The 23652-nt window shown below is 70.0% G+C and carries 18 protein-coding genes; 8 read left to right on the top strand and 10 right to left on the bottom strand.

The window, feature by feature from the left end:
- The first annotated feature begins 211 nt into the window (after positions 1 to 211).
- Both AC0IYU_RS25015 and AC0IYU_RS25010 read left to right on the top strand, forming a co-directional pair.
- Complete coding sequence (locus AC0IYU_RS25015; protein WP_472122341.1) at positions 212 to 2113, top strand: ATP-binding cassette domain-containing protein; 1902 nt, start codon at positions 212 to 214, stop codon at positions 2111 to 2113.
- A 91-nt stretch (positions 2114 to 2204) separates the two neighbouring features.
- Positions 2205 to 3956, top strand: a complete 1752-nt coding sequence (locus tag AC0IYU_RS25010; RefSeq protein WP_472122338.1) for a phospholipase D family protein — start codon at positions 2205 to 2207, stop codon at positions 3954 to 3956.
- Between the two features lie 24 nt (positions 3957 to 3980).
- Here the strand turns inward: AC0IYU_RS25010 and AC0IYU_RS25005 are convergent, their stop codons facing one another.
- The 3 genes from AC0IYU_RS25005 to AC0IYU_RS24995 all read right to left on the bottom strand — a co-directional run bounded on the left by AC0IYU_RS25005 (position 3981) and on the right by AC0IYU_RS24995 (position 6763).
- Positions 3981 to 4889 carry a copper chaperone PCu(A)C domain-containing protein gene (locus AC0IYU_RS25005; protein WP_472122336.1) on the bottom strand — a complete coding sequence of 303 codons (909 nt, stop codon included), beginning with the start codon at positions 4887 to 4889 and terminating at the stop codon, positions 3981 to 3983.
- Positions 4890 to 5138: 249 nt separating this feature from the next.
- Positions 5139 to 5507, bottom strand: a complete 369-nt coding sequence (locus AC0IYU_RS25000) for a DUF2946 family protein (RefSeq protein ID WP_472122333.1) — start codon at positions 5505 to 5507, stop codon at positions 5139 to 5141.
- A gap of 11 nt (positions 5508 to 5518) precedes the next feature.
- Positions 5519 to 6763: a TraB/GumN family protein gene (locus tag AC0IYU_RS24995; RefSeq protein WP_472122331.1), complete on the bottom strand. Its 1245-nt coding sequence runs from the start codon at positions 6761 to 6763 to the stop codon at positions 5519 to 5521.
- Between the two features lie 94 nt (positions 6764 to 6857).
- On the opposite strand from AC0IYU_RS24995, the gene AC0IYU_RS24990 reads away from it, so the two are divergent.
- Positions 6858 to 7271, top strand: a complete 414-nt coding sequence (locus AC0IYU_RS24990; protein ID WP_435441047.1) for a VOC family protein — start codon at positions 6858 to 6860, stop codon at positions 7269 to 7271.
- Positions 7272 to 7306: 35 nt separating this feature from the next.
- A complete protein-coding gene (locus tag AC0IYU_RS24985) occupies positions 7307 to 8491 on the top strand; it encodes a toxin-antitoxin system YwqK family antitoxin (protein ID WP_472122328.1) in 1185 nt (394 codons plus the stop codon).
- Positions 8492 to 8513: 22 nt separating this feature from the next.
- On the opposite strand, the gene AC0IYU_RS24980 is transcribed toward AC0IYU_RS24985, so the two are convergent.
- Genes AC0IYU_RS24980 through AC0IYU_RS24970 form a run of 3 tightly spaced genes read right to left on the bottom strand, consistent with a single transcriptional unit; the run spans position 8514 to position 11514 of the window.
- A complete protein-coding gene (locus tag AC0IYU_RS24980; RefSeq protein WP_435487480.1) occupies positions 8514 to 9488 on the bottom strand; it encodes a Bug family tripartite tricarboxylate transporter substrate binding protein in 975 nt (324 codons plus the stop codon).
- Positions 9489 to 9529: 41 nt separating this feature from the next.
- Positions 9530 to 9742, bottom strand: a complete 213-nt coding sequence (locus AC0IYU_RS24975; RefSeq protein ID WP_472122325.1) for a hypothetical protein — start codon at positions 9740 to 9742, stop codon at positions 9530 to 9532.
- Complete coding sequence (locus tag AC0IYU_RS24970; protein ID WP_472122322.1) at positions 9739 to 11514, bottom strand: FAD-dependent monooxygenase; 1776 nt, start codon at positions 11512 to 11514, stop codon at positions 9739 to 9741. The genes AC0IYU_RS24975 and AC0IYU_RS24970 overlap by 4 nt, the downstream gene beginning before the upstream one ends.
- Before the next feature lie 87 nt (positions 11515 to 11601).
- On the opposite strand from AC0IYU_RS24970, the gene AC0IYU_RS24965 reads away from it, so the two are divergent.
- The gene (locus tag AC0IYU_RS24965; RefSeq protein WP_472122318.1) at positions 11602 to 12384 is read left to right on the top strand and encodes a helix-turn-helix transcriptional regulator; all 783 of its coding nucleotides are present in this window, start codon (positions 11602 to 11604) and stop codon (positions 12382 to 12384) included.
- A 3-nt stretch (positions 12385 to 12387) separates the two neighbouring features.
- Here the strand turns inward: AC0IYU_RS24965 and loiP are convergent, their stop codons facing one another.
- Both loiP and AC0IYU_RS24955 read right to left on the bottom strand, forming a co-directional pair.
- Positions 12388 to 13149, bottom strand: coding sequence for a metalloprotease LoiP (gene loiP, locus AC0IYU_RS24960; protein ID WP_435441053.1), 762 nt, complete (start codon positions 13147 to 13149; stop codon positions 12388 to 12390).
- A gap of 162 nt (positions 13150 to 13311) precedes the next feature.
- A complete protein-coding gene (locus tag AC0IYU_RS24955; protein ID WP_472122315.1) occupies positions 13312 to 14385 on the bottom strand; it encodes a fumarylacetoacetate hydrolase family protein in 1074 nt (357 codons plus the stop codon).
- Between the two features lie 150 nt (positions 14386 to 14535).
- On the opposite strand from AC0IYU_RS24955, the gene AC0IYU_RS24950 reads away from it, so the two are divergent.
- A complete protein-coding gene (locus AC0IYU_RS24950; RefSeq protein WP_472122312.1) occupies positions 14536 to 15729 on the top strand; it encodes a DUF3108 domain-containing protein in 1194 nt (397 codons plus the stop codon).
- 136 nt (positions 15730 to 15865) lie between these two features.
- Positions 15866 to 16144, top strand: coding sequence for a BTH_I0359 family protein (locus AC0IYU_RS24945; protein WP_472122310.1), 279 nt, complete (start codon positions 15866 to 15868; stop codon positions 16142 to 16144).
- A gap of 64 nt (positions 16145 to 16208) precedes the next feature.
- Here AC0IYU_RS24945 and AC0IYU_RS24940 read toward each other — a convergent pair whose 3' ends face one another.
- Positions 16209 to 17264, bottom strand: a complete 1056-nt coding sequence (locus AC0IYU_RS24940; protein WP_472122307.1) for an AbrB family transcriptional regulator — start codon at positions 17262 to 17264, stop codon at positions 16209 to 16211.
- Between the two features lie 77 nt (positions 17265 to 17341).
- On the opposite strand from AC0IYU_RS24940, the gene AC0IYU_RS24935 reads away from it, so the two are divergent.
- Positions 17342 to 18205 (top strand): ChaN family lipoprotein, encoded by an 864-nt coding sequence (locus AC0IYU_RS24935; RefSeq protein WP_472122303.1) that lies wholly within the window; start codon positions 17342 to 17344, stop codon positions 18203 to 18205.
- A 64-nt stretch (positions 18206 to 18269) separates the two neighbouring features.
- Here AC0IYU_RS24935 and AC0IYU_RS24930 read toward each other — a convergent pair whose 3' ends face one another.
- Entirely contained in the window at positions 18270 to 23588 is a 5319-nt protein-coding gene (locus tag AC0IYU_RS24930) for a beta strand repeat-containing protein (protein WP_472122300.1), read from the bottom strand.
- Positions 23589 to 23652 lie beyond the last annotated feature (64 nt).

Below are 23652 nucleotides of genomic sequence, written 5' to 3'. Positions count from 1 at the left end.
TTTTCACCCAACCAACTCGCAATCAGCTCCGAAGAACCCATCGCCTCAAACACCTTGCAGTGACTGTCAGTCGAGCCAGCAAGTATATGCCAGGAAATGAGCCCGGCAACCCCACGCGAACAAAATTGCGTTCAAGTCGCCCTTCTTCAGAACGGCACACAGCGATGTGCTCCAAGCCCTGTCCAGTGCGTCCTCCGATAATCCTCCCCACATGGCACTCATCACACTCCTCGACGCCCAATTGGCGTTCGGTCACGTCCCCCTGCTAGATCACGCGGACTTCTCTCTTCTGGAATCGGAGCGCATCGGCCTGATCGGCCGCAACGGCGCCGGCAAGTCATCGATGCTCAAGATATTGGGCGGACTCGAGAAGGCAGACGACGGCACCCTTCAGTTGCAGCAGAACCTCCGTGTGGCCTACGTGGCCCAGGAACCCCTCCTCGACATGGATGCCGACGTGTTCACCGCCGCCAGCCAGGGCCTGGCCGAAGTCATTGCGGTGCGCGACCTCTATCTCTCCGGTGCGGACGGCCTCGACCTCGACGCCCTGCAGTCGAAGATCGAAGCCTTCGACGCCTGGAACTGGGAGCAGCGCGTCGAAGAGACGCTGCACCGCCTCCACCTCGATCGCAATGCGCGCGTCGGCTCCCTCTCCGGCGGCACCCGCAAGCGCGTCGCCCTGGCCCAGGCCCTGGTGGCCGCACCCGACGTCCTTCTGCTGGACGAGCCCACCAACCACCTGGACCTCGACTCCATCGAGTGGCTCGAACAGCTGCTGATCGACTTCAAGGGCAGCGTCGTCACCATCACCCACGACCGCAGCTTTCTGAACCGCGTCGCCACCCGCATCGTGGAGCTGGACCGGGGCAAGCTGAACTCCTACCCCGGCAACTTCGAGCAATACCTCCTGCAGAAGGAAGAGCAACTCGCCCAGGAGGCCGTGATCAGCGCCAAGGCCGACAAGCTGCTGGCCCAGGAAGAGATCTGGATCCGCAAGGGCGTGGAAGCGCGCCGCACCCGCAGCCAGAGCCGCATCACCCGTCTGCAGGAATTGCGCGCCAGCCGCAGCTCGCGCCGCGAAGTGCAGGGCAGCGTGAACATGGACGTGGCGTCCGGCCAGTCCAGCGGGAAGATCGTGGCCGAGCTCACCGAGGCCACCAAGTCCTTCGGCGAGAAGACCGTCATCCGCAACTTCAGCGGCACCATCCTGCGCGGCGACAAGGTCGGCCTGCTCGGCCCGAACGGCGCGGGCAAGACCACGCTGCTGAAGCTGATCCTGGGCGAGCTCGAACCCGACAGCGGCAAGATCCGCCGCGGCACCAACCTGCAGGTGGCGTACTTCGACCAGATGCGCGACAAGCTTGACCTCGACGCCACGCTGGAAGACTTCATCAGCCCCGGCAGCGAGTGGATCGAGATCGGCAGCCAGCGCAAGCACGTCAAGAGCTACCTGTCGGACTTTCTGTTCTCGCCCGCGCGCGCCAACTCCCCGGTGCGCTCGCTCAGCGGCGGCGAACGCAACCGCCTGCTGCTGGCCCGCCTGTTCGCCCGCCCGGCCAACGTGCTGGTGCTCGACGAGCCGACCAACGACCTGGACATCGACACCCTCGAGCTGCTCGAAAGCCTGCTGCAGGACTACGACGGCACCGTGTTCCTCGTGAGCCACGACCGCACCTTCCTGGACAACGTGGTGACCAGCACCATCGCCTACGAAGGCGACGGCCGCTGGCGCGAATACGAAGGCAGCGTGCAGGACTGGTTGATCCAGTCCAAGCGCGCCCGCGAGATCGCCGAGCAGCGAATGGCCGCGGCGCCCGCCCCTGCGGCGGCTTCGGCGCCCGCCCCGGCCGCCGAAGCCGCCGCCCCCAAGGCGGCAGGTGCGCGCAAGAAGCTCTCCTATAAGGAACAACGCGAGCTGGAGGCCCTGCCCGCCCAGATCGCAGCCCTCGAAGGCGAGCAGAAGCGCATCACGGAAATGCTCGAACTCGACGGCGGCGCCCTCTACGCCACCGATGCCTCGCGCGCTACCGAGCTGGCCGAGCGCCACGCCAAGATCGACGACGAGTTGCTCGCAGCCCTCGAACGCCAGGAAGAACTCGGCGTCACGCGCTGACGCGGATGCCGGTCGTCCGCCCGTCCGACGCGCGGCGGGCGCCGACTAGGCTATACATGCGGCTTCCCTCTCCAAGCCCCGGAAAAGCCGCATGCCTTCTTCCTTCCAGACGTTGTTTCGCCGGTCCACCGCGCTCCTGGCGCTGCTGATCCTGGGCGCGTGCGCGCAACTGCCGCAGAACGTCGATCGACCCGTTTCCACCGCAATCGCCGCCCCGGCCACCGGCACCGCGCTGGCCGACCTGGTGCAGCAGCGGCGCCAGGCCGACAAGGCCCGCTACGAGTCCGGCTTCCTGCTGCTGGGCGGACCGCAGGCCGCCTATGGCAGCCGGCTCGCGCTGATCGAAGGCGCGCAGAAGACGCTGGACCTGCAGTACTACGCCATCCACGCCGACGCCAGCACCGCCCGCCTGGTGCGCGGCCTGCGCACGGCCGCGGAGCGCGGCGTGCGGGTGCGCGTGCTGCTCGACGACTTCCACACCACCGGGCGCGACGCCCTGGTGCTGGGACTGGCCTTCATCCCGAACATCCAGATGCGGCTGTTCAACCCGCTGGCCGGCTCGCGCGACTCCAGCTTCAGCCGCCTGTTCAACTCGATCGACGACGCCTCGCGCATCCAGCAGCGCATGCACAACAAGCTGTTCCTGGCCGACAACGTGCTCGCCGTCACGGGCGGGCGCAACCTGGGCGACGCCTACTTCGGCAACGCGACCACTGGCAACTTCGTCGATGTCGACGTGCTGGCGGCCGGCCCGATCGTGCAGGACCTGTCGCGCAGCTTCGACAGCTACTGGAACAACGAGCGCGCCTACCCGGTGCAGTCGCTGGTCACGCGCGAAGAGCTGCAGGCGACGCGCGAGCGCGCGAGCAAGGCCGACCAGGAGCTGGTCGCGCAAGCCGCCCGTGACCCGGACGACAAGCCCAGCGCCGACGCGCCGCCCACGCCCGAGCAGCGCGCCCGTGCCTGGGACGAGAAAGCGCTCGACCTGCGCACCGCCACCTTCGTCTGGGCGCCGGCCGTGATGCTGGCCGACAAGCCCGGCAAGATCGCCGCCGATTCCGCCTCCGGCCCCGACAGCGCGAAGGCGCCGGGCCTCGTGGTCAGCCAGCCTGACGACAAGGCGAATGCGTCGCGCCGGGTGGCCTCGCTGGAAGCCGCCTCCGACCTGGCCGCCAACGGCGACACGGTGGTCGAAGGCCTGCTGCAGATGATCGGCCAGGCGCGCACCGACCTGCTCATCATTTCGCCCTACTTCGTGCCCGGCAAGGACATGCTGCAGGCCTTTTCCGCGGCGCGCGCGCGGGGTGTGCGCATCCGCGTGCTGACCAACTCGCTGGCGTCCAACGACGCGCCGGTGGCCCATGTGGGCTACGCGCGCCACCGCGAGGCGCTGCTGAAGATGGGCGTCGAGCTGTACGAACTGCGCAGCGAGCAGACCAGCTTCGGCAGCGTCTTCGGCTCCACCGGCAGCAGCGGCGGCGGCGGCAGCGGAACGGGCAGCATCGCCGGCGCATCGCGCGCCATGCTGCACTCCAAGGTGCTGGTGATGGACGGCCGGCTGCTGGTGGTCGGCTCGATGAACCTCGACCTGCGCTCGCAGCTGCAGAACACCGAGATCGCGCTGCTGATCCGCAGCAACGAGCTGTCGCGCGCGGCGTCCGAGCAGATCGAGCGCGGCATGGCCGAGCGCTCGTGGCACGTGGAGCTGGTCGACGGCTCGCTGGTGTGGCGCGCTCCCAAGGACAGCAAGCTGCCCGACGCGACCACCGAGCCCGACACCAGCACCACGCTGCGGCTGATGCTCAAGCTCTTCGGGCCGCTTGCGCCCGACGAACTGCTCTAGAAACCGTCGATCGGGGCCTGTGCGTCAGTGCTTGTGCTGGTGCGCCGACCCGGCGGCATCGGCACCTTCGGGCGCACCCACCGGCAGCGACACGTCCAGCGCGGTCTTCACGCCCTTGGCGTCCTCGAACTTCAGCGTGAAGGGCACGCTCGCGCCCTTGGCCAGGGCGCCCTTCAGGTCCATCATCATCACGTGGTAGCCGCCGGGCTTGAGCTCGACGGTCTGGCCCGCGGGCAGGTCGAGGCCGCCCGGAAGCTCGCGCATCTTCATGACGTCGCCTTCCATCTTCATCTCGTGCACTTCGGCCGTGCCGGCCGCCGGGGTCGAAATGCCGACCAGCTTCGTGCCGGTGGGCGCGGTCAGCTTCATGAAGGCACCCGTACCGCTCTGGCCCGGCACCGACTGGCGCACCCAGCCGCCCTGCACATCGACCGTGGCCACGCCCTGCGCCACCACGTTCAGCCTGGCGGCCGGGCTCTTCAGGCCCGCCGTCGAACTGCCCGACGCCGGCACCTCGGCCCAGTCGGCCACGCCGGTGTCGCAGGTCTGCAGCACCTTGAACCACAGCGTGCCTGGCGTGGCGGGCACCTTGCCGCGCAGCACGAACTCGGCGCGCTCGCTGCCGGGCAGCGCATTGCCGGGCGTCTCGGCGCTCCAGCGCACTTCGCCGTCACCGTTCTTCGTCACGTCGAGCTTCCAGCCCTTGCGCGCCTGGGCGTCGCTCAGCACGAAGCCCTTGGGCAGGCGCACCGCCAGGCCGGTGGTGGCCTTGGCGCCTTCGCAGGCGTGGCCGACGCGGAAGGCGGCGTTGTAGTCGCTGCCCACGGTGGCGCTGCCCGGCGGCAGCGTGACGTGTGCAAGAGTGGCGCCAGCGCCCGTCAGCATTGCGCATGCCGCTATGGTTTTGAGAGTGATCATCGATGTCTTGGTCATGTCGGGTCCTTGCAGTTGGAATGAGAGCGTCATGGGTCGAACCTGAGTTCAGCCAGGCAGGTGTGTTGCGCGGCGAGGGGCGGGAGCGCGCCCACGTCGACCGCGTTCAGTACCACTTCGGGCATGCGCGTGCGGATGGCATCGACGTTCTGCGCCGTGCCCAACCGTTCAGGTCGCGCTCGAAACTTCGAGCCCAAAAAGCCGGACACGCACGTCGTTCATGCGTAGGCAGCTATGGTTTCGAGAGCGTCAGGAGAAAGTCGGGGGCCCGCGCGCCGGCAGGGGCGCGGCGGCGGCGGCCAGGCGCGTGGCGGGAATCGACTGGACCAGGCGGCCCAGCGGCAAGGGGAGATCGAAAGCGGGCACCGACAGGGCCGGCGGCGGTGCGCCGGTCAGCACGCACAGCGGGCAGTCCATGTGGGAGGCGCCGAGCGCCTGCGTGCCGTCCTCGGTGTGGACCACCACCTTGATGGAGCCGACGCTGGAGCACACCAGCTCCATCGCCTGCGGATGCACCAGCGGCGACGCCACCGCCGCGCCCAGCGACAGCACGAACCACAGCAGCACCCCGCGGCCGATGAGGCCGAGAAAGCGGGTGGGGTGGCGCAGCGCGTGCATGGCGGGCGCGATTATCTGCGCACTTTGCCCTTGGCGGCAGGGGCGGCGGTCTTGGAAGCCGCCTTGGCGGGCGCCCTGGCCGTGACTTTGCCGCCCTTGACCGCGGGCGCCGCCTTGGCCGATTTGCCGCCCTTGGCGGCAGCAGCCGGTGCGCCCTTCTGCCCGTTCGGCCCGCGCTGGCCCTTCACGGCCTTGCCGCCGCGCACAGCCCTGGGGGCCGGCGACGGCGCCGCGAGCGCCGCCATCGGCGCCGCGGTTTGCGCCTGCACATCGGTCAGCACCGGCGTCACCGTGAAGCCGCGCGCCGCCATCAGCGTGGGCAATCCCTGCGGGCCGATCATGTGCAGCGCGCCCACGGCCGCGAACACGCCCTTGCCGCCGGCGTGCAAACGCTCGATGCCGTCGGCCAGGTTCGGGTTGCGGTCGTCGAGCAGGCGCTTGGTCAGGCGCTGCTCGGCGGGCGTGTTGAGGCAGTCGCACCATTCGGCATAGCGGCCCAGCTTGCCCACGTCGCTGCGGGCCCACACGTCGGCCAGTTCCTTCAGCTGGCCGCGCAGCTTGCCCGACTCCAGTTCGTCGAGCGCCGCGTCGATCTGCTCGCCTTCCTCGGCCTCGGATTCGCCCGTGAGCACCTTCAATTGCGCGGCCGCGCTTTCGAGCGCGACGATCGGCTTGTTGCTGTTGCGGGCGGCCACGGCCAGCGTTTCGTCCACGCCGAACTCGGGATAGAGCCCGTCGGCGCGCGCCACCAGGCCGGCCAGCGCCGTCACCTGCAGGATGGGCTGCAGCTTCGACAGCGCGCCCGGCGGCACGCAGGCCTCGGCGTTCTGTCGCGCCAGCCGGCGCGCGCGCTCGCCGCTGAGCACGCGCCCGAGCACCTCGGGGTCGGCGGGCTTAGCCATGGCGGCGGCGGTGGCTTCGTCGCGCGAGTCGAGCTCCAGCGCGAGGGTGTCGCTCTGCGTCAGCGCCTTCTGGATGGTCGGGCCGGGCCGCACCCAGTCGCCGCGGCCGATGTGGATGGTGCCGTAGAGCCATGAGGTGCGCCCGTCGCGCTCGATGCGCCAGAGCATGCCGCGGTCGACGCCGTTGCGCAGCGTGGTGCCGGGCTTCTCGAGGCTGGCGATGGCCGAGGGCGGGCAGGCGGCGTGCGCCGCGGCGAATGTAAAGACACAGCAGGCGCCCGCCAGGAGTTGGCGCGGCAGCCGTTGGAGATTTCTTGCCAGGCGCACAGGCGCCGAAAAGTCGATGTTGCGCATGTGTGCAACCAGGGTCCGGAGTATCCGCAAGGCTTGCTCCACGATGAAAGAAAGTCCGGCATTCTCACAGCACCGCTGCCCATAATCCAAAACCATGCAGAGCATCTTCCACCTTGCCTTTCACGTTCGCGACCTCGACGGCGCCCGCCGCTTCTATGGGGGCGTCCTCGGCTGCGCCGAGGGCCGCAGCACCGACACCTGGGTCGATTTCGACTTTTTCGGCCACCAGATTTCGCTTCATCTCGGCGAGCCCTTCGCCACCGCCCGCACCGGCCGCGTCGGCGACGTGATGGTGCCGATGCCGCACTTCGGCCTTGCGCTCGCCCTGCCCGACTGGCAGGCCCTGGCCGCGCGCCTGGAGGCCGCCGGCACCGAGTTCGTGCTGAAGCCGCAGGTGCGCTTCGAGGGCCAGCCCGGCGAGCAATGGACGATGTTCTTCCATGACCCGTTCGGCAATCCGATCGAGGTCAAGGGATTCCGTTCCCTGGCCACGCTTTACGACAAATGAGACCGCGCCGCGCCGCCCCCCGCAGACCCGCCGCTGTGCCGGGCACCGCGGGGCGCCTGTTGCGGCTCGGGCTGGCGGCGCTGGTGCCCCTGTTCTGCGCGGCCGCGGCGCACGCCCAGCAGGACTGCGAGCTCGACGGCCGCAGCGTGAACCCGGCCAACGGCGCCACCACGGCCGGCAAGACCGGCCTGCTGCGCTGCAAGGACCGCGAAAGCGGCGAGCTGCAGCGCGAGCAGCAGGTGCAGAACGGCGTGTTGATGGGGCTGGTGCGCATCTACGAGAAGGGCAAGCTGGCCAAGGAGCACAGCGTCAACGCCAAGGGCAACATCCAGGGACGCGCGCGCGAGTTCTCGCCCACGGGCAAGGTACTGCGCGAGGGCACCTACGACGACGGCCAGGAGCGCGGCCTGGTGCGCAGCTTCTACCCCGACGGCAAACTGCGCCGCGCCGCGTTCTACCCTGACACGGGCAACGGCAGCGAGCGCGCATCGGTCGAGTTCACCGAGCGCGGGCAGCTGTCGGCGCTGCGCTGCGCCGACGCGCCGGCGCTCGCGCCGGTGGTCGACGACGCCAGGCTCTGCGGCTTCGCGGGCGTCGGCCCGTCGCAGGTCGAACTGTTCGACGCGCGCGGCAACCTGCGCTCGCGGCTGTCGTACGTGTCGGGCAAGCGCGTGCGTTCGCAGAGCTTCTACGACAACGGCAAAACCGCGGTGCTCGACGAAACCGTGGGCAACCAGCGGACCGAGCAGAACTACTCATCCGAAGGCGTGAAGCGCCGCGAAACCGTGTACCTGCTGGCCGAGCGCACCAGCGTGCGCATTCGCGAGCAGGCCTTCTCGGAAAAAGGCACGCTGGTGCGCGACCAGCGCTGGAACAGCGCGGGCGAGCCGATCGGCGACGACAGCTATTACCTGAACGGCCAGCCGACCAGCAAGTCGACCTACAGCGGCAGCACCGGCGAGGGACGCACGGTGGAGATCACCGAGTTCTACGACAGCGGCGAGCGCGCCGCGCAGGGCCGCTACCAGGTGGTGAGCCGCGGCCGGCAGATTCCCGTGGGCACCCACCAGCGCTTCAGCGAGAAGGGCACGCTGCTGGCCGAATCGACCTTCGACGCCAAGGGCCGCATCACGCGCGAGCGCACCTGGGACGAGAACGGCGAGCTGCAGCGCGACGACGAGGTCTTCGAAGACGGCTCGCGCAAGGCGTTCTCCCGCTAGAGAGAAGAGAACGCCGCCGGCATCAGTCCAGCTTGATGCCGGCCTGCTTGATGATCGGGCCCCAGCGCTTCGACTCGGCGCGCGACAGCGCCGCGAACTGCGCCGGCGTGCCGGGCATGGCTTCCATGCCGAAATCGTCGAAGCGCTTCTGGACGGCCGGCGTGCCGAAGGCCTTGTTCAGGTCGGCGTTGAGCTTGTTCACCACCGCCGGCTGCAGCCCGGCCGGGCCCAGGATGCCCTGGAAGGCGAACACCTCGGAGTTGGGCACGCCCACCTCGGCCAGCGTCGGCACGTTGGGCAGCAGCTTGTTGCGCGCACCCGAGCCGATGGCCAGCACACGCACCTTGTTGCTCTGCATGATCCCCAGGCCCGAGGCCAGATCGAGGAACATGCACGGCACCTGGCCGCCCATCACGTCGGCCATGGCCGGCGCGGCGCCGCGGTACGGAATGTGGGTGATGAAGGTGCCGGTGCGCACCTTGAACATTTCCATGGCCAGGTGGTGCGGCGAGCCGTTGCCCGGCGACGCGTAGTTCACCTTGCCGGGGTTGGCCTTCACGTAGGCCAGGAATTCCTTGAAGGTCTTCGCCGGGAAGTCAGGGTGCACCACCAGCGCCAGCGGGAACTTGCCGATCGCGCCGATGTAGGTGAAGTCCTTTTCAGGGCTGAAGGGCAGCTTGCTGAACAGGTGCTCGTTGAAGGCCAGCAGGGCGTTGTCGGCCGACAGGATGGTGTAGCCGTCCGGCTTGCTCTTGGCGACGAAGTCGGCGCCGATGTTGGTCGACGCGCCGGGACGGTTGTCGACCACGATCTGCTGGCCCAGCGTCTGGCGCATCGATTCGGCCAGCACGCGCGCGATCACGTCGGTGCCGCCGCCCGCCGGGTACGGCACGACCCACTTGACGAGCTGCTGGGGGTATTCCTGCGCATGGGCGAAGGGCGAGGCGGCCACGGCGGCGCCGGAGGCGAGCGTGGCGAGAAGGGTGCGGCGATCCATGGATCAGTCTCCAGTTGTAGATAGGCAGAAGCAGGCTTGTTTCACGAAGCGGACAGCGATGGTACGGGCAGCGCGTGCAACGCGTCGGCCAGCGCGGCGCGGCAGCGCGCCTCGTCGCCGACCTGCTCGAACAGCAGGAGCGCCAGGCGCGCGAGGAACAGCGATTCGCGCTCGGTGCCCGCCTCGCTGATGGCGCGCGCGCACTCGGCATAGAGGCGGTCGCGGGCGTCGGGGTGCAGGGGTGTGGCGGTCATGCGGAAAGCTCCTGTGCGGCCGATGCAGCCGATGCGGCGCGTGCCAATGCGGGTTGCAGGGCGCCCGCGGGCAGGCGGTGCCAGCGCGCGGCCACATGGCCGTCGGGGCGCAGCAGGTAGACCGCGCCGTCCTGCGCGCCCAGCGCTTCGAAGACGGCGGGCGCCGCGTGCGCATCCGCGCCGTCGATGCCCGGGCCGGCGACGGTGCGCACGGCGAACGGCAGCGCGCCCTGCTGCGCCGCCGCGATGTCGGCCGCCGGCGGCAACGCCACGTCGGGCCGCAGCACCAGCAGCGTGAAGGTCGGCGCGATCAGGTCCGTGAGGTGGCCGCGTGCCAGCTGCTGCTCGGGCATCACCTCGCCCGGCAGCGGGCCGGCCGGCAACACGTCGCCCGCGCTCGACAGCGGCGAATCGGCATAGCGCACCGCCTGCGTCTGGCGCGGGTTGATCAGCTGCGCAATGCCGCGGTGCGCCTCGGACAGCGACAGCGCCGCCTCGCGCAGCAGGTCGAAGCCGCGCGAGGGCGGCGACATGAACTCGGTGCTGCGCATCGCGTTCTCGGCGTTCACATGGAAGGCCGCGATGCGTTCCTGCGAGTACGAATCGAGCAGCGCCGCGCTCGACAGCCCCTTGGCCACCAAGGCCAGTTTCCAGCCCAGGTTGTCCGCGTCGTCGAAGCCCGAGTTGAGCCCGCGCACGCCGAAGATCGGCATGGCGTGCGCCGCGTTGCCGGCGAACACGACACGGCCGTGGCGGTAGCTGTCGAGCGTCATCGCGCCCGCGCGGTAGACCGAGGTCCACACCGTCTTCCACGGCAGGTGCCCTTCGCCGATGGCGTCGAGGTGGCGCTGCACGAACTCGGCCACCGCCGGCGGCTGCAGCGCTTCTTCGGTGCTCTGGCCGGGGCGCAGCTGGTAGTCGATGCGCCAGATGTCGTCGGGCTGGCGGTGCATCAGCACGGTCGAGCCCGGGTTCCACGGCGGGTCGAACCAGGCGCGGCGCTCGGTCGGATGGCCGCTGTGCAGTTCGATGTCGATGATCACGTAGCGGCCTTCGTAGCCCGTGCCTTCCAGCGCGAGCCCCAGCGCCTTGCGCACGAAGCTCTGGCCGCCGTCGCAGGCCGCGAGCCACTGGCCGTGCAGCCGGTAGGCGCCCTCGGCGTTGCGCACGTCCAGCGTCACGCCGTCGTCGTCCTGCGCGAGGCCGGTGAGCTCGGTGCCCCAGCGGATGTCGATGAGCCCCGGCGTCTGCTCGTTGCGGCGGAAGATCTCTTCCAGCAGGTAGTGCTCGGCGTAGTACTGCTCGAGGTTGATCATCGGCGGCAGCTTCTGCTGCGCGTCGTGCGGCATCTCGAAGCGGAACACCTCCGCCGTCTTGTAGTAGCTGCGCCCGCCGGTCCACGGCAGGCCCTTGGCCAAAAAGCTTTCCAGCACGCCGAGCCGCGCCATGATTTCCAGGCTGCGCCGCGAGATGCAGGCCGCGCGGCTGCCGACGCACACCGTGTCGTCGGCCTCGAGGATCACGCAGCGCACGCCGTGGTTCGCCAGGCCGAGCGCCAGCGCCATGCCGACCGGCCCGCCGCCGGCGATCACCACCGGATGGCGGCCGGGCTCGACGCCCCGCTGTTCGCCCTGCTCCAGCGGCGGCGTCCACGGCTTGTAGCGCGTGTAGTGGAAGGCGCCCACGGAGGGCGGCAGTTGGGTGGTGCTGGCCGGCGGCGGCACGGGGCCGCTGGCGGCGTCGCCCGGGGCGGCTGCGGAAGGGTTCGTCATGCGACGGGATTGTCCCGATGCGCAGGCCGCGGCAATGTCATAACTTCGTACGAGGTACTTACCCTCGCTTTTTCTTACTCACTCCGCATGAGACGCTGGCGCCTCCACCCCACCGACACCGCACTGGCCGCCGCCGTGGTCGGCGACGTGCTGTCCGGCGTGGGCACGGCGCACCTGGCCACCAGCTACCTGAAGGCCATGCAGCGCGTGATGCCGATGACCTTCTGCACCGTGTTCGCCGTGAGTGCGGCGGGGCGCATCGAGGCGGTGTCGGCGGCCAGCAGCTACGGCAGCACGGCCGAGCGCACGTCGGAGCGCTACGTGGCGCAGCGCTTCGACCAGCTCGACCCCAACATGGCCTGGCTTGCCGCGCGCAAGCTGCCGCGGCGCGCGCAGTTGTGGCTGGGCCACCAGCGCGCCGACGAAGTGGCCGACCCGGCGTACCGCGCGGCCTGCTACGGCGACGTGGGCATCCGCGAGCGCGCGTCGGTGCTGTTGCTGCTGCCGACCGGGCTGCGCGTGGCCGTGAGCTTCTACCGCAGCCTGGCGCAGCCGGAGTTCGGCGCGGAAGATTTCGCGTTGATCGAAGCGCACGCCACGCTGCTGGCCGACGCCACCGCGGCCCACGGGCGCAGTGCGGTGGCGGTGCGGGGCGCGGTGGAGCCGGCCCTCGCCTCGCGCCTGCTGACCTTGAGCCTGCGCGAGCGCGAGGTCATCGGGCACCTGATGGCGGGCAGGACGGCGAAGGAGGCGGCACGGGAAATCGGCGTGGAGCTGACCACCGTGCGCACGCATCAGTACCGGGCCTTTAGACGGCTCGGCATCCGTTCGCAAAAGGAACTGCTGATGCGTTTGACGCAGAGCGCGTAGCGCTTACTTGGCGGCGTCCAGGCGCTTCTGCATGCGCGCCGAGCGCTCGGCCGAAGGCGGATGCGAACTCATGAGCGAACTGCCGGAGCCGCCGCCGCCGAGCTTCGCCAGCTTGTCGAAGGCGCTGACCAGCCCCTTGCGCTCGAGCTTGCGTTCGGTGAGCAGGTCGAACGAATAGTTGTCGGCCGCGCTTTCGTTGGCCTGCGAGAACTGCGCGTTGACGAACTTCTCACCCAGGTCGCCGGCCTGCGACTGCGACAGCTGGGCCGCAACGCCGCCGGCAGCGCCGGCCAGTCCGCGCACGGCCGAGGCGGCGTAGGCGGTCTGCATGCGCGACTTCGAGTGGCCCAGCGCCACGTGACCGATTTCGTGGCCGATCACGCCGCGCAGTTCGTCGTCGTTCATCAGGTCCATGAGACCGCTGTAGACGCGGATGCAGCCGTTGGCCATGGCCCAGGCGTTGACGTCCTTGGTCATGTAGACCTTGTAGTTGGCCGTCTTGCCGTTCACGGTGGTGGGCATCTGCTTGATGACCTGGTTCAGGCGCGTGGCGTAGCGGCTGCCGGCGGGCGCGATCTGGTTCTTCTGGTCCATGGCGGCGCAGGACTGGTCGGACATCGTGGTGACATCGGCGTCGCTCAGCGACATGGCCTTGAAGGCCGAACCGCCCGCCTGGGTAAGCGCGCCGGTGTCGGCGTTCTTCATGGTTTCGCAGCCCGCAAGGGCGAAGGCCGCGACGGCGGCGGCAACAGGCAAATAACGCATTGGAAAACTCCCGTTTTTCTAGGTATGAATGGCGGCCGCGGAATGCAGCCGCCGGACGCGCTGCCGGACGAATTGAAGACTCGTCGCAGCAGCGGCAGGATCATAGCCATGGCAAGCGGGCCGCTCTCGGCGAGCGAGGGGCACGCAGCGTTGCGCGCCGGGTCAGTCTTCGGCGACGTCCTCGGCCTGCGGCTTCGCCAACGACACCGGCGCCTCCTTCGCACGCCCTGCCGTCGACACGATCTCCTGGTCGATCGCACCGAACAGCGAGCGCCCGTCCACGCCCTTCATCTCGATGCGGATGGTGTCCCCGAACTTCATGAACTCGGTGACGGGCGCGCCGCCCTGGATGGTTTCGATGCAGCGCTTCTCGGCAATGCACGAGTAGCCCTTGGGCCAGTCCATCTGGCCGTCTTTCTTCTCCACGCCCTTGTTGCTCACGGTGCCGCTGCCCACGATGCTGCCGGCGCGCACGTTGCGGGTCTTGGCGATGTGCGCGATGAGCTGGCCGAAGTGGAAGGTCATGTCCGGGCCCGCGTCGCACATGCCGACCTTGCGGCCGTTCCAGCTGCTGTGCAGCGCCAGGTGCACGCGGCCCTTCTGCCAGGCCTCGCCGAGTTCGTCGAGCGTGACGGCCACGGGACTGAAGGCGGTGGCGGGCTTGCTCTGGAAAAAGCCGAAGCCCTTGGCCAGCTCGGCCGGAATCAGGTTGCGCAGGCTCACGTCGTTGGCCAGCATCACGAGGCGGATGCCTTCGAGCGCCTGCTCGGGCGTGGCGCCCATCCGCACGTCGCCGGTGATCACCGCGATCTCGGCCTCGAAGTCGATGCCCATGGCTTCGCTGGGCACGACGACGTCGTCGGTCGGGCCGAGGAAGTCGTCGCTGCCGCCCTGGTACATCAGCGGGTCTTGGTAGAAGCTCTCGGGCACCTCGGCGTTGCGCGCCTTGCGCACCAGCTCGACGTGGTTCAGGTAGGCCGAACCGTCGGCCCACTGGTAGGCGCGCGGCAGCGGCGCCATGCACAGGGCGGGGTCGAACGGAAAGGCGTGGCGCGTGCGGCCGGCGTTGAGGGCGTCGTACAGCTCCTGCAGCTGCGGGCTCATGAAGCCCCAGTCGTCCAGCACCTGCTGCAGCCGGCTCGCGATGCCGGTGGCGTAGTGGGCGAGCGTGAGGTCGCGCGAGACAACGACGAGCTGGCCGTCGCGCGAGCCGTCCTTCAGGGTGGCGAGTTTCATGATGCGGTGCGTGCCTGCGTGAATGCGTGAGGGAAGGCGCGGCGCGGCCACGAGGCCGCGCGCCGCTCCCACTTAAACTGGTTGAACGGGCGGCAGTGTACCGAGGTGGTCTTGGTGAACCTCCGCGCCAACGCCCCACTCCACACACCGATGTCGACGCTCGTCGCGCCCCCTTCGCTGCCTGCCGGCCCGCCCGGGCGTCCGCCCTGGCGGGTGCTGGGCGCGTTGACCCTGGCGGTGGCGCTGGTCCACCTGCTGGTGCTGGGCCTGGCGCCGACGGCCCTCGGGCCCGAGCCCTCGCCGCTGGCGAACAAGTTCATCACGCGCACCATCGTGATCGCACCGCCCGCTGCGGAAAAGGCCACGGCGCCACCCGCCGCCGCTCCGGCGCCGCCCAAGCCGCGCCGCCCGCGCGCGCCGTCGGTGCCCAAGCCCAAGCGTGCACCCCAGGTGGCCCAGACGCAGATTGCGCCGGACCCGCCACCGGACGCGCCGGCGCCCAAGGACCCCGACACGCCCGACCTGACTGCGCAAGCCGCTACCGATTCAGGCGCAACGGCGCCCGAAGCCCCCGCCAGCGCCAGTGCCACGGCGGGTGCGGCCACGGCGGCGGGCGGGACCGGCGACGGTGCGCCCGGCAGCACGGCGGGCGCCAGCCCGACCTCCGGCAACATCGCCGGCACGCAGTCGCTGCGCATTCCGGGCTCGGTCAAGCTGTCGTTCTCGGCCACGGGCCAGCGCGGCGCCTCGCCGATGCAGGGCGTGTTCGGCACGCTGGAATGGCTGCAGGACGGCAGCACCTACGACGCGCGGCTCACGCTCAAGCTGCTGTTCGCCACCATCCTCAGCCAACACAGCACAGGCCGCATCGGCCCGTCGGGCATCGAGCCGGAGCGTTATTCCGAAAGCCGCAAGGGCGAGGTGGCGGCGCATTTCGTGCGCGACCAGGGGCAGATCCTGTTCAGCAACAACGCGCCGTCCGTGCCCCTGCTGCCCGGCGCGCAGGACCGGCTCAGCGTGGTGATGCAGCTCGGCGGCCTGCTGGCGGGCAACCCGGGGCGCTACCCCGGGGGCAGCCAGATCACGGTACAGACGGCCGGCACGCGCGAGGCCGGCACCTGGGTCTTCAACATCGAAAACGAAGAAAAAGTGACCGTGCAGGCCGGGGAATACACGGTGCGCAAGCTCACCCGCAGCCCGCGCCGGGATTTCGACGTGAAGCTCGAGGTCTGGCTCGCACCGTCGATGGGCTACCTGCCGGTACGGATCAAGCAGACGCAGCCCAACGGCGACTTCGCCGACATGGAATTGCGCGAATCCCTGCCTGCGGGGCCGTCGAACTGAGGAGAAAGTCACGTCATTGAAGTGAAACGCGAGAATTAACCTGTTGGTTTTACAAAATGACAACCTGTCTTGAAACTGGCGCGTTGATTGCTATCTAACCTCCATGAACGCCATCGACATCCTCACTGGGCCCGCCATGAACATGCTTTATGACTCGGAGTCTTTCGTCGTCGTGCACGTGCAGCCCAACGAGGGCGACGAGCCCGTGCTGCCCAACATGCCCGTCCTGGAACGCCACGGTTTCGAGATCGTGGACAAGCGCTCGGGCAAGGAGGTCTACCTCGACGGCTCGTGGGCCGAGCTGTTCCAGCAGCAAATCGCGGCCTGGCAACTCAACACCCCCACCCAGGAAGAAGTGGAAGACACGCTCGAAGGCTATGCCGAACTGGCCCACACGCCGGTGCTGGTGCACTGAGCCTCTTTCGCTCTCCAGCGACAAAAAGCGCCCTGTGGGGCGCTTTTTTCATTCAACGGCCGTTTCAGCGGTAGATCCACCGGAACATCGGCCCGACGATCAGCAGCACCGCCACCAGCCGGCACACCTGGAACGCCGTGACCACCGGCACGCCCAACTGCAGCACCTTGGCCGTGATCGACATCTCCGCAATGCCGCCAGGCGAGGTGCCGAGGATCATCGTGGCCGGGTGCAGCCCCGTCGCCCAGGCCAGCAACCAGGCCACGCCGCCGCACAGCACCAGCATGCCGACCGTGCCCAGCACCACCGAGCCCAGCCAGCGCGGCGCGGTGTGCAGAAACTCGCGGCTGAAGCGCACGCCCAGGCTCACCGCGATCACCAACTGGGCAGCGTTCGACATCCATCCCGGCACCGCCGACAGCGACTGGCCCGCCACGGTGAAGGCCATCGCCACCAGCAATGGCCCGATGAACCACGGGTTGGTGCGCTTCAGCGCCCGCATCGCCAGGCCGCCGAGGCCGGTCGCCACCGCCAGCAGCGCCAGCCCGCCGAAGTTCACCTCGCGCGCGCCGGACGGGTTGATCTCCAGGCCGTGGAGCCCGCTCCACTGCATCGCGAAGGGGATCGTCACCGTCACCACCACCAGCCGCAGGCTGTGTGCGGCGGCCACGAGGTCGGTGCGCGCGCCGGCCGACTCGGACAGCAGCGTCATCTCCGACGCGCCGCCGATGGCACCCGCGAAGTAAGTCGTGGCTCTCATGGATCGCTCCGGCACATGCGGCATGCGAGCGGCATGCAGCCGGTACAGCCAGCGCCCGAAACCCCAGCCCAGCAGCAGTGCCCACGCAATGGCCAGCACGATCGCCCACCACACGCTGGCCACCAGCGACACCACGTGCGGCGTGAAGTACAGCCCCAGCGCGGTGCCGATGGTCCACTGCCCCGCGTTGCGCAGCGGCGTGTGGCTGGCCGTCGGGGCACCCGCAATCGAGGCCAGCGACACCGCGACCAGCGGGCCGATCATCCAGGGCAAGGGCGTGCGCAGCGCCAGGCAGACGCCCGCCGCGGCGAGCGCCAGCAGCAGCGTGGCCAGCACGCGAACGAAAAAACGGGGAGGCAAGGACAACAGAAGGGACGACAGGGAAAGGCGGAATTGGACGGCAAGGCGCGCGCATGCCGGGGGCATAGTATGGCGCGATGCCTCTCCAACACTGGCCCGTTCGGGCTTCCCGTTTCCTGTTCCCCGTGCTGGCCGCCACCGCGTTCGCGGGCTGCGCCGCAGTGTCCGGCGGCGCCGATGCGCCGGACGCTCCCATCGCCAGGCGCGTTGCCGCGCTGCAGCCGGTCGACGCCCTGCTGCTCGGTGAGCAGCACGACGCGCCCGAACACCACGTGATCGAACGCGAGGCCGTCGAGGCGCTCGCCGCGCGCGGCCAGTTGGCCGCGCTGGCGCTCGAGATGGCCGAGGAAGGCCGCAGCACCGCGCATGTCGCTCCCACCGCCACCGAAGCCCAGGTGCGCGCCGCCCTCGACTGGAGCGAGAAGGCCTGGCCCTGGAGCGACTACGGTCCCGCCGTGATGGCCGCCGTGCGCGCCGGTGTGCCGGTGGTCGGCGCCAACATGCCGCGCGTGCGCATGAAGGACGCCATGGCCGACGTCTCGCTCGACGTGCAACTCAACGGCGAGGCCTACACGGCCCAGCAGGACGCCGTGCGCGACGGCCACTGCGGCATGCTCCCCGCGTCGCAGATCCTCCCCATGACCCGCATCCAGGTCGGCCGCGACCGCGCGATGGCACAGGCCATCGTCAAGGCGCGCAAGCCGGGCCAGACCGTGCTGCTGATCGCCGGCGCGGGCCACGTGGTGCGCACGCTGGGCGTGCCGCAGCACCTGCCTGACGACGTCAAGTTCGCCGCGGTTCGGCTGATGGCCGCGCCGGCCACCGCCGAGGTGGTGCCCGGCGAATACGACAAGACCTGGCGCACGCCGCCGCTGCCCGAGAAAGACTACTGCGCGGAGTTCAAGCAGCCATCGAGGCCGCAGCCCCAACCCAAGAGCTGAGCCCCATGAAAAAAGCCGCGGGCCCGAAGACCCGCGGCTTGCGCGCAAGGCGCCTGGCGAGCGATCAGCGCGCCGAGATCGTCGACACCGCCGAATTGCCCGTGGCCGATGCCGTGATCTGGTTGCCCGTCGTGCGCAGCGTGCTGTTGCCCACCGCGCCCGAGATCCCCACGCCGAAGTTCACGCTGCTCACCGTGGCCGTCACCGGGCCGGTGTTGACCTGGTAGTTGGCGATGGCCGCGCTCGGCGCGCCGGTGTTCAGTGCCGTCTGCGTCACGCGGTTGGTCGCGCTGTTGCCGAAGGCCTGCGCCGCCAGCGTGTTGCCCGTGACACCCGCCGCGCCACCCGACACACCCGCGCCGGTCGCGTTGAGCGCCACCTGGTAGCTCGTGCCCGTGCTGGTCGCCGACACCGCGCCCGCGTTGGTCTGGCTGTTCAGGATGGCCGCGCTGGCGCCCACGTTGAGCGCCAGCGGCGCGCCAGCCAGGCTCGACGAACCCACGGTGGCCGCCGCGCCGTAGCCGCTGCCGCCGCTGGACTCCAGCACGTTGGTCGCCGCATTGCCGCGCGCCAGTGCCACGGTGGTGTTGCCGTCCAGCGAGATGCTGCCGCCGTTGAGCGGCACCGCGCCCGCGAGCGTTGCGTTCGCCACCGTGCTGGCCGTGGCCGTCACGCCGGCCGTGCTGCCCTGCACGTTCACGATGCCGCTGCTGGCGCCCTGCGTCGCGCTGCTCGCCACCGTGGCGGTGTTGGTCGCGCGGTTGGCAGCGGCTTCGGCGAAGGTGCTGTTGCCCGAGATGGTGAGCGCGCCGTTGATCAGGCCCTGCGTGCCGGGCACCGCCGCGTCATCGTTGCGGACCGACGTGCTGGCCGTGCTGGAGACTGCCGCGGCGGCCGACTGCCGGTTCGACAGCACATGGTCGCCGGTGGCCACCACGTTGTCGGCGCTGCCGGTCTCGTTGAGCGTGGCCGTGCCCGAGGCGCCCAGCGGCAGCGTGCTGGCTGCGCTCACGCTCAGCGTGTTGGTCGCGTCGTTGGTCACGGCCAGGGCCGTGTTGCTGTTGCCCGAGAGGCGCACCGTCGAGGCGATGGACGCGGCCGGAGCGAACAGTTCCAGCGTGGAAGACGCGGTGACCGGCGCGCTGCCCGACTGGGTCGACTGCAGCGCCGAGCGCGCCGCCACGTTCGAGCCCGCCAGGCTCACGCTGTTGAGTGCCGTGTTGGCCACGGCCTTGGCGCTCTGGCTGTTGTTCGACACGCTCAACGTGGAGCTGCCCACGCCGGACAGCGCCGCGCTGCGGATGCCCACACCGCCCGTGGCGGTGGCCGTCACCTCGCCGCTGCCCTGCTGCACGTTCACCAGGGCCTGGTCGGCCGTGGCCAGCACCTGGACGCCCGGCCCTGCCGCCGCCACAGCCATCGGGAGCAGGCCCCCCACGAGGGCGCCGCCCTTCACGTCGATGCTGTTGGTCGCCGCGTTGCCCGTGGCGGCGACGGCATTGCCGTTGCCCTCCAGCGTGGCGCTGCTGCCCACGAGCGCGTTGGCGCCGGTGAGCGTCAGGCGGGCCACGCTGTTGCCGCTGGCGGCCACGGTTGCGCTGCTGTCCTGTGCGTTCAGCACCGCGACCTTGGCCGACTGCGACGCGCCGCCGCTCGACGAGGCCGCGTTGGTCGCGCGGTTGGCCGGGGCCTCCGCGTAGGTCGAATTGCCGGTGATCGCGAAGCTGCTGTTCACGAGCCCCGCGTTGCCGGCGACGGCACGGTCTTCGTTGTAGAGCGCGGTGTCGGCCATGGCCGTGACCGAGGTGCCGGCCGACTGGATGTTCACCAGCGCCAGGTCACCCAGCGCGAGGCTCGAGGCCGGCCCCGGCCCCTGCAGGATGACCGCGGGAATGCCCAGGCCGCCCGAGGTGCCGCCCGTCACCGCCAGCGTGTTGCTCACGTCGTTGATCCCACCCACCGCCGTGTTGGCGTTGTTGGCGATGCGCACCGACGAGCCCGACACCGAAGCCGGCGCGAAGGCCTGCGTGAACGAACGCGACACCACCGCCGCCGTGCTGCCCTGCGCGGACAGCAGCGCGGCGCGCGCCGAGACGTCGCTGCCCGCCAGCGCCACCGCGTTGCTCGCAGTGTTGGCAACGGCCTTGGCGCTTTGCGTGTTGCCCGAAACGCTCAGCGTGGCGCTGCCGATCGCGGCGCCCGGCGCCGTGTCCACACCGAAGGCCGCCGCCACCTTGGACGACACCGTGGTGCCGGTCACCAGCTGGATGTTCGACAGCGCGTGGTCCGACACCGCGCCCGTCACGCCGCCGAAGCTGGCCGCGCCGCCCAGCGGCAGGCCGTTGCCCACCGCGACCGTGTTGCCCTTCACGTCGATGCGGTTGACCGCGGCGTTGCCCGTGGCCGAGCCGCCGGCCGCATTGCCGTCGACGCTCACCTGCGAGCCCTGGATGCTCGCGCCGTCCATCACCACGCGCACGCCGTCCTTGGTGGCGAGCGACGCACCTTCCTGCCCGATGATGGAGAACACCGAGGCGCTGGTGAGCTGCAGGTTCTGCACCGCGGTGGTGGTCGCCACGCCGACCGCGTTCAGGCCCACGCCGTTGGCTGCGCTGTTGCTGGTGGCGTCCGCCAGCGTGGTGTTGCCGTCGGCGTCCACCTTCGCGTTGGCGACGGCGCCGCCGATGGTGGTCAGCACTTCGGCGCCACCGCCGCGCTGGGCCTCTACCCTGCCCTGGCCCGACTGCGCGTTCTGCACGCTGAAGGCGGCGTTGGTGTTCAGCGTGGTGCCGGTCAGCGTGGCGCCGCTCAGCGCGAAGCCGGCCGTGTCGATGTTGTTGCCGCTCACCTGCACCGTGTTGCCGGTGGCGCGGCTGCCGAAGGCCAGTGCCTGCGCCGTGTTGCCCGAGCTGGAGACCGACCCGCCCGACAGCGCGCCTCCCACCGTGGTGCGCACCACCGTGCCGCCGGCGGCAATGGCCGAGATGTTGGTGGCGTTGCCCGCCACCGCCTGCGTGTTGGTGACGTTGGCCACCGACGCATTCGCACCGCTCAGGTTGTTGACCTTCAGCGCGAGGCCGTTGGCCGCGTCGTTGCCGTAGGTGGCGGCCACCAGCGCGTTGCGGTCGTTCGCCACGCTGGCGCCCGCGGCGCTGCCGGCCACCGTCAGCGCCACCGTGTTCGCCCCGGTCGCCGAACTGTTGATGTTCGCCTGCACCGACTGGTCGTTCAGGATGCCGTAGGCCGCGCGCACCGTGGGCTGCGTGGCAGCCGTGTTGTCGAAGGCCAGGCCGTTCGCCAGGTCGACCGTGACGGCCGAGGCCGGCGTTCCCGCGCCCGGAGCCACCGCGAGGTTGCCCGCGGTGACGCCCACAGTGTTCGTCGCCGAGTTGCCGTAGGCAATGGCGCGCTGCAGGTTGTCGGTGAGCGCCACCGAGCCGCCGGTGACGTTGCCGTTCACGCCGATCCACGCCTTCGCGTCGTTCAGCCCCGCGCCCACGCCGGAGTTGGCGTCGGCCATCTGCACGCTCGCGATGCCCGCGCCCGTGCCGACGGCATTGCCCGACAAGGTCAGCGTGCTGCTGGCCCCGTTGCCCAGTGCCACTGCCTCCTGGCGATTGCCGCTCGATGCCAGCGTGTCGTTCGCGATGGGTGCGCCGCCGCCGTTGACGGTCAGCGCGATCTGCGAGCCGAAGTTCAGGGCCGCGACGCCGCCGTCATACATGCCCTGCAGGTTGGTGACCGTGGCCGCGCCGCCGGCAGACACGCGCCCGTCGGAACTGGTGCCGCCAGTGAGCACCGCGCCGGCGTTGCCGATGTTCAGCGCGGCGGCCTGCAGCGCGAGGCCCTGGCTGATCTGGTTGCCTTGCGCGGTGGCCGACGAGGTGTTGCCGGCCACCGTGACCGTGCTGCCCTGGGTCTGGCCTGCGCCGGGCGACTCGCCGGTCTGCGCCGCGATGACCGACGGCAGGATGAAGGCCGTCACCGGCGCATTGAAGTTGGCCTGCTGGTTCGACACCGCGGCCGTGCCCGTGAACGAAGCAGCGTTGGTGCCTGTGGCGATGGCGCTGGACGCCGTGTTGCCCGTGGCGTGCGCCGTGACGCGGTTGTCCCCCAGCGTGAGCGCGCCGCCCTGGATCGACTGCACGCCGGCCAGGATCTGCGCGCCCGCGGTCTGGCCGAAGGTGAACACGCCGATGTTGCCCTGGCTGTTGACGATGGCCAGGTCGCTGTCCACGCGGGTGGTAACGCCCACGCCGTTGTGGGTGCTGTTGTTGGCGTCCGTGCCCGCCGTGCCGGTGCCCGCGACCGTGACGTCGCCCACCAGGATGCGGTTGCCCGCCACGCCGGCGGTGGCGCCGAGTGCCTCGTTGCCGGTGGCCGCGCTGGAAATTTCATTGCCCTGCACCGACAGCGAACCCCTCAGCACATTGGCGCCGCCCATGGGCGCGCCGCTCACGATCCCCAGGATGACCGAACCCGTGTTGACCGCCGAGTGCGTGGCCGCGAGGATGCCGTTGCCGTTCGATTGCAGGTTGGCGACCACCGCCGAGCCCGCGAAGGCCGGTGCGCCGCCCGCCTGGAGGTCCGCCGTGCTGGTGGCGCTGTTGGCCTTCAGCACGGCCGAGATCGAGTTGCGCTCCAGCACCGCCGCCGTGGTCAGCGTGTTGCCCGCGTTCGCGGTCAGCAGCAGGTCGACCGTGTTGCCCGACACCAGTGCGCCGGAGCTGTTGCCCGTGGCCGCCTGCAGCGTGGTCACCACGATGTTGCCCTTGGCGTCGAACAGCGGCGCGCCGGCCGGATAGGTCAGCACCGAGGTGCCGGCTTGCGGCACGGCGCCCACGGCGGCGGTGCCCGACACCAGCGAGCTGCCGCTGTTGAGCGTGGTGGCCGCCGAGATGGTGTTGTCCGCGTTGACCACGCTGCCCGACTGCAGCACGCCGGACTCCAGCGCCAGCTTGCTGCCGGTCACGCTGCTGTTGATCGCGCCGCTGTTGGTCGACACGCCCAGCGTGGCCGCGTTGTTCACCGGCGTGGGCGAGGGCGACTGGATGGCATTGGCAAAGCTGTTGCCGGTGGCGGTGGCGCCGATCAGGTTGCCGGTGGTGCTCGCCGCCACCGGGTTCGGGTTCGATGGCGTGCCCGTGGAGGTCGTGCCCACGGTGGCGCCGGTGATGGTGGCGCCGACGTTCGCGGTGTTGTCGATGTCGGCGTTCACCGTCGGCGTGCCGGTGGCGGTGCCGTTGTAGGCGGCGTCGACCGAAGTCTCCGCCGCGTGCGCGCCGGCGGCGGCGATCAGCGCCATCGCAACGGCCGAGCCGATGCGGCTGCGGCTGAACATGGGTGCGTGTGCGGCGCGGCTTTGGATCTTGCGTGCTTTCATTGCGTGACTCCTGGAATGTGGGAAGCGGACTGGGTCGAAAAAAATGAAGAGGAATGCCGGCGGC

The sequence above is a fragment of the Variovorax sp. AC103 genome (genome assembly GCF_979254005.1).
The sequence above is the reverse complement of the archived record's forward strand: the minus strand, read 5'-3'. Positions and strand labels throughout refer to the sequence as shown.

Excerpts from the sequence above, each read along its gene's own strand:
- AC0IYU_RS24980 (WP_435487480.1), bottom strand. The coding sequence starts at position 9,488 with ATGGATCGCCGCACCCTTCTCGCCACGCTCGCCTCCGGCGCCGCCGTG.
- AC0IYU_RS24950 (WP_472122312.1), top strand. The coding sequence starts at position 14,536 with ATGTCGACGCTCGTCGCGCCCCCTTCGCTGCCTGCCGGCCCGCCCGGG.
- AC0IYU_RS24965 (WP_472122318.1), top strand. The coding sequence starts at position 11,602 with ATGAGACGCTGGCGCCTCCACCCCACCGACACCGCACTGGCCGCCGCC.
- AC0IYU_RS24990 (WP_435441047.1), top strand. The coding sequence starts at position 6,858 with ATGCAGAGCATCTTCCACCTTGCCTTTCACGTTCGCGACCTCGACGGC.
- AC0IYU_RS24935 (WP_472122303.1), top strand. The coding sequence starts at position 17,342 with ATGCCTCTCCAACACTGGCCCGTTCGGGCTTCCCGTTTCCTGTTCCCC.
- AC0IYU_RS25000 (WP_472122333.1), bottom strand. The coding sequence starts at position 5,507 with ATGCACGCGCTGCGCCACCCCACCCGCTTTCTCGGCCTCATCGGCCGC.
- AC0IYU_RS24945 (WP_472122310.1), top strand. The coding sequence starts at position 15,866 with ATGAACATGCTTTATGACTCGGAGTCTTTCGTCGTCGTGCACGTGCAG.
- AC0IYU_RS25015 (WP_472122341.1), top strand. The coding sequence starts at position 212 with ATGGCACTCATCACACTCCTCGACGCCCAATTGGCGTTCGGTCACGTC.
- loiP (WP_435441053.1), bottom strand. The coding sequence starts at position 13,149 with ATGCGTTATTTGCCTGTTGCCGCCGCCGTCGCGGCCTTCGCCCTTGCG.
- AC0IYU_RS24930 (WP_472122300.1), bottom strand. The coding sequence starts at position 23,588 with ATGAAAGCACGCAAGATCCAAAGCCGCGCCGCACACGCACCCATGTTC.
- AC0IYU_RS25005 (WP_472122336.1), bottom strand. The coding sequence starts at position 4,889 with ATGACCAAGACATCGATGATCACTCTCAAAACCATAGCGGCATGCGCA.
- AC0IYU_RS24955 (WP_472122315.1), bottom strand. The coding sequence starts at position 14,385 with ATGAAACTCGCCACCCTGAAGGACGGCTCGCGCGACGGCCAGCTCGTC.
- AC0IYU_RS24995 (WP_472122331.1), bottom strand. The coding sequence starts at position 6,763 with ATGCGCAACATCGACTTTTCGGCGCCTGTGCGCCTGGCAAGAAATCTC.
- AC0IYU_RS25010 (WP_472122338.1), top strand. The coding sequence starts at position 2,205 with ATGCCTTCTTCCTTCCAGACGTTGTTTCGCCGGTCCACCGCGCTCCTG.
- AC0IYU_RS24975 (WP_472122325.1), bottom strand. The coding sequence starts at position 9,742 with ATGACCGCCACACCCCTGCACCCCGACGCCCGCGACCGCCTCTATGCC.
- AC0IYU_RS24970 (WP_472122322.1), bottom strand. The coding sequence starts at position 11,514 with ATGACGAACCCTTCCGCAGCCGCCCCGGGCGACGCCGCCAGCGGCCCC.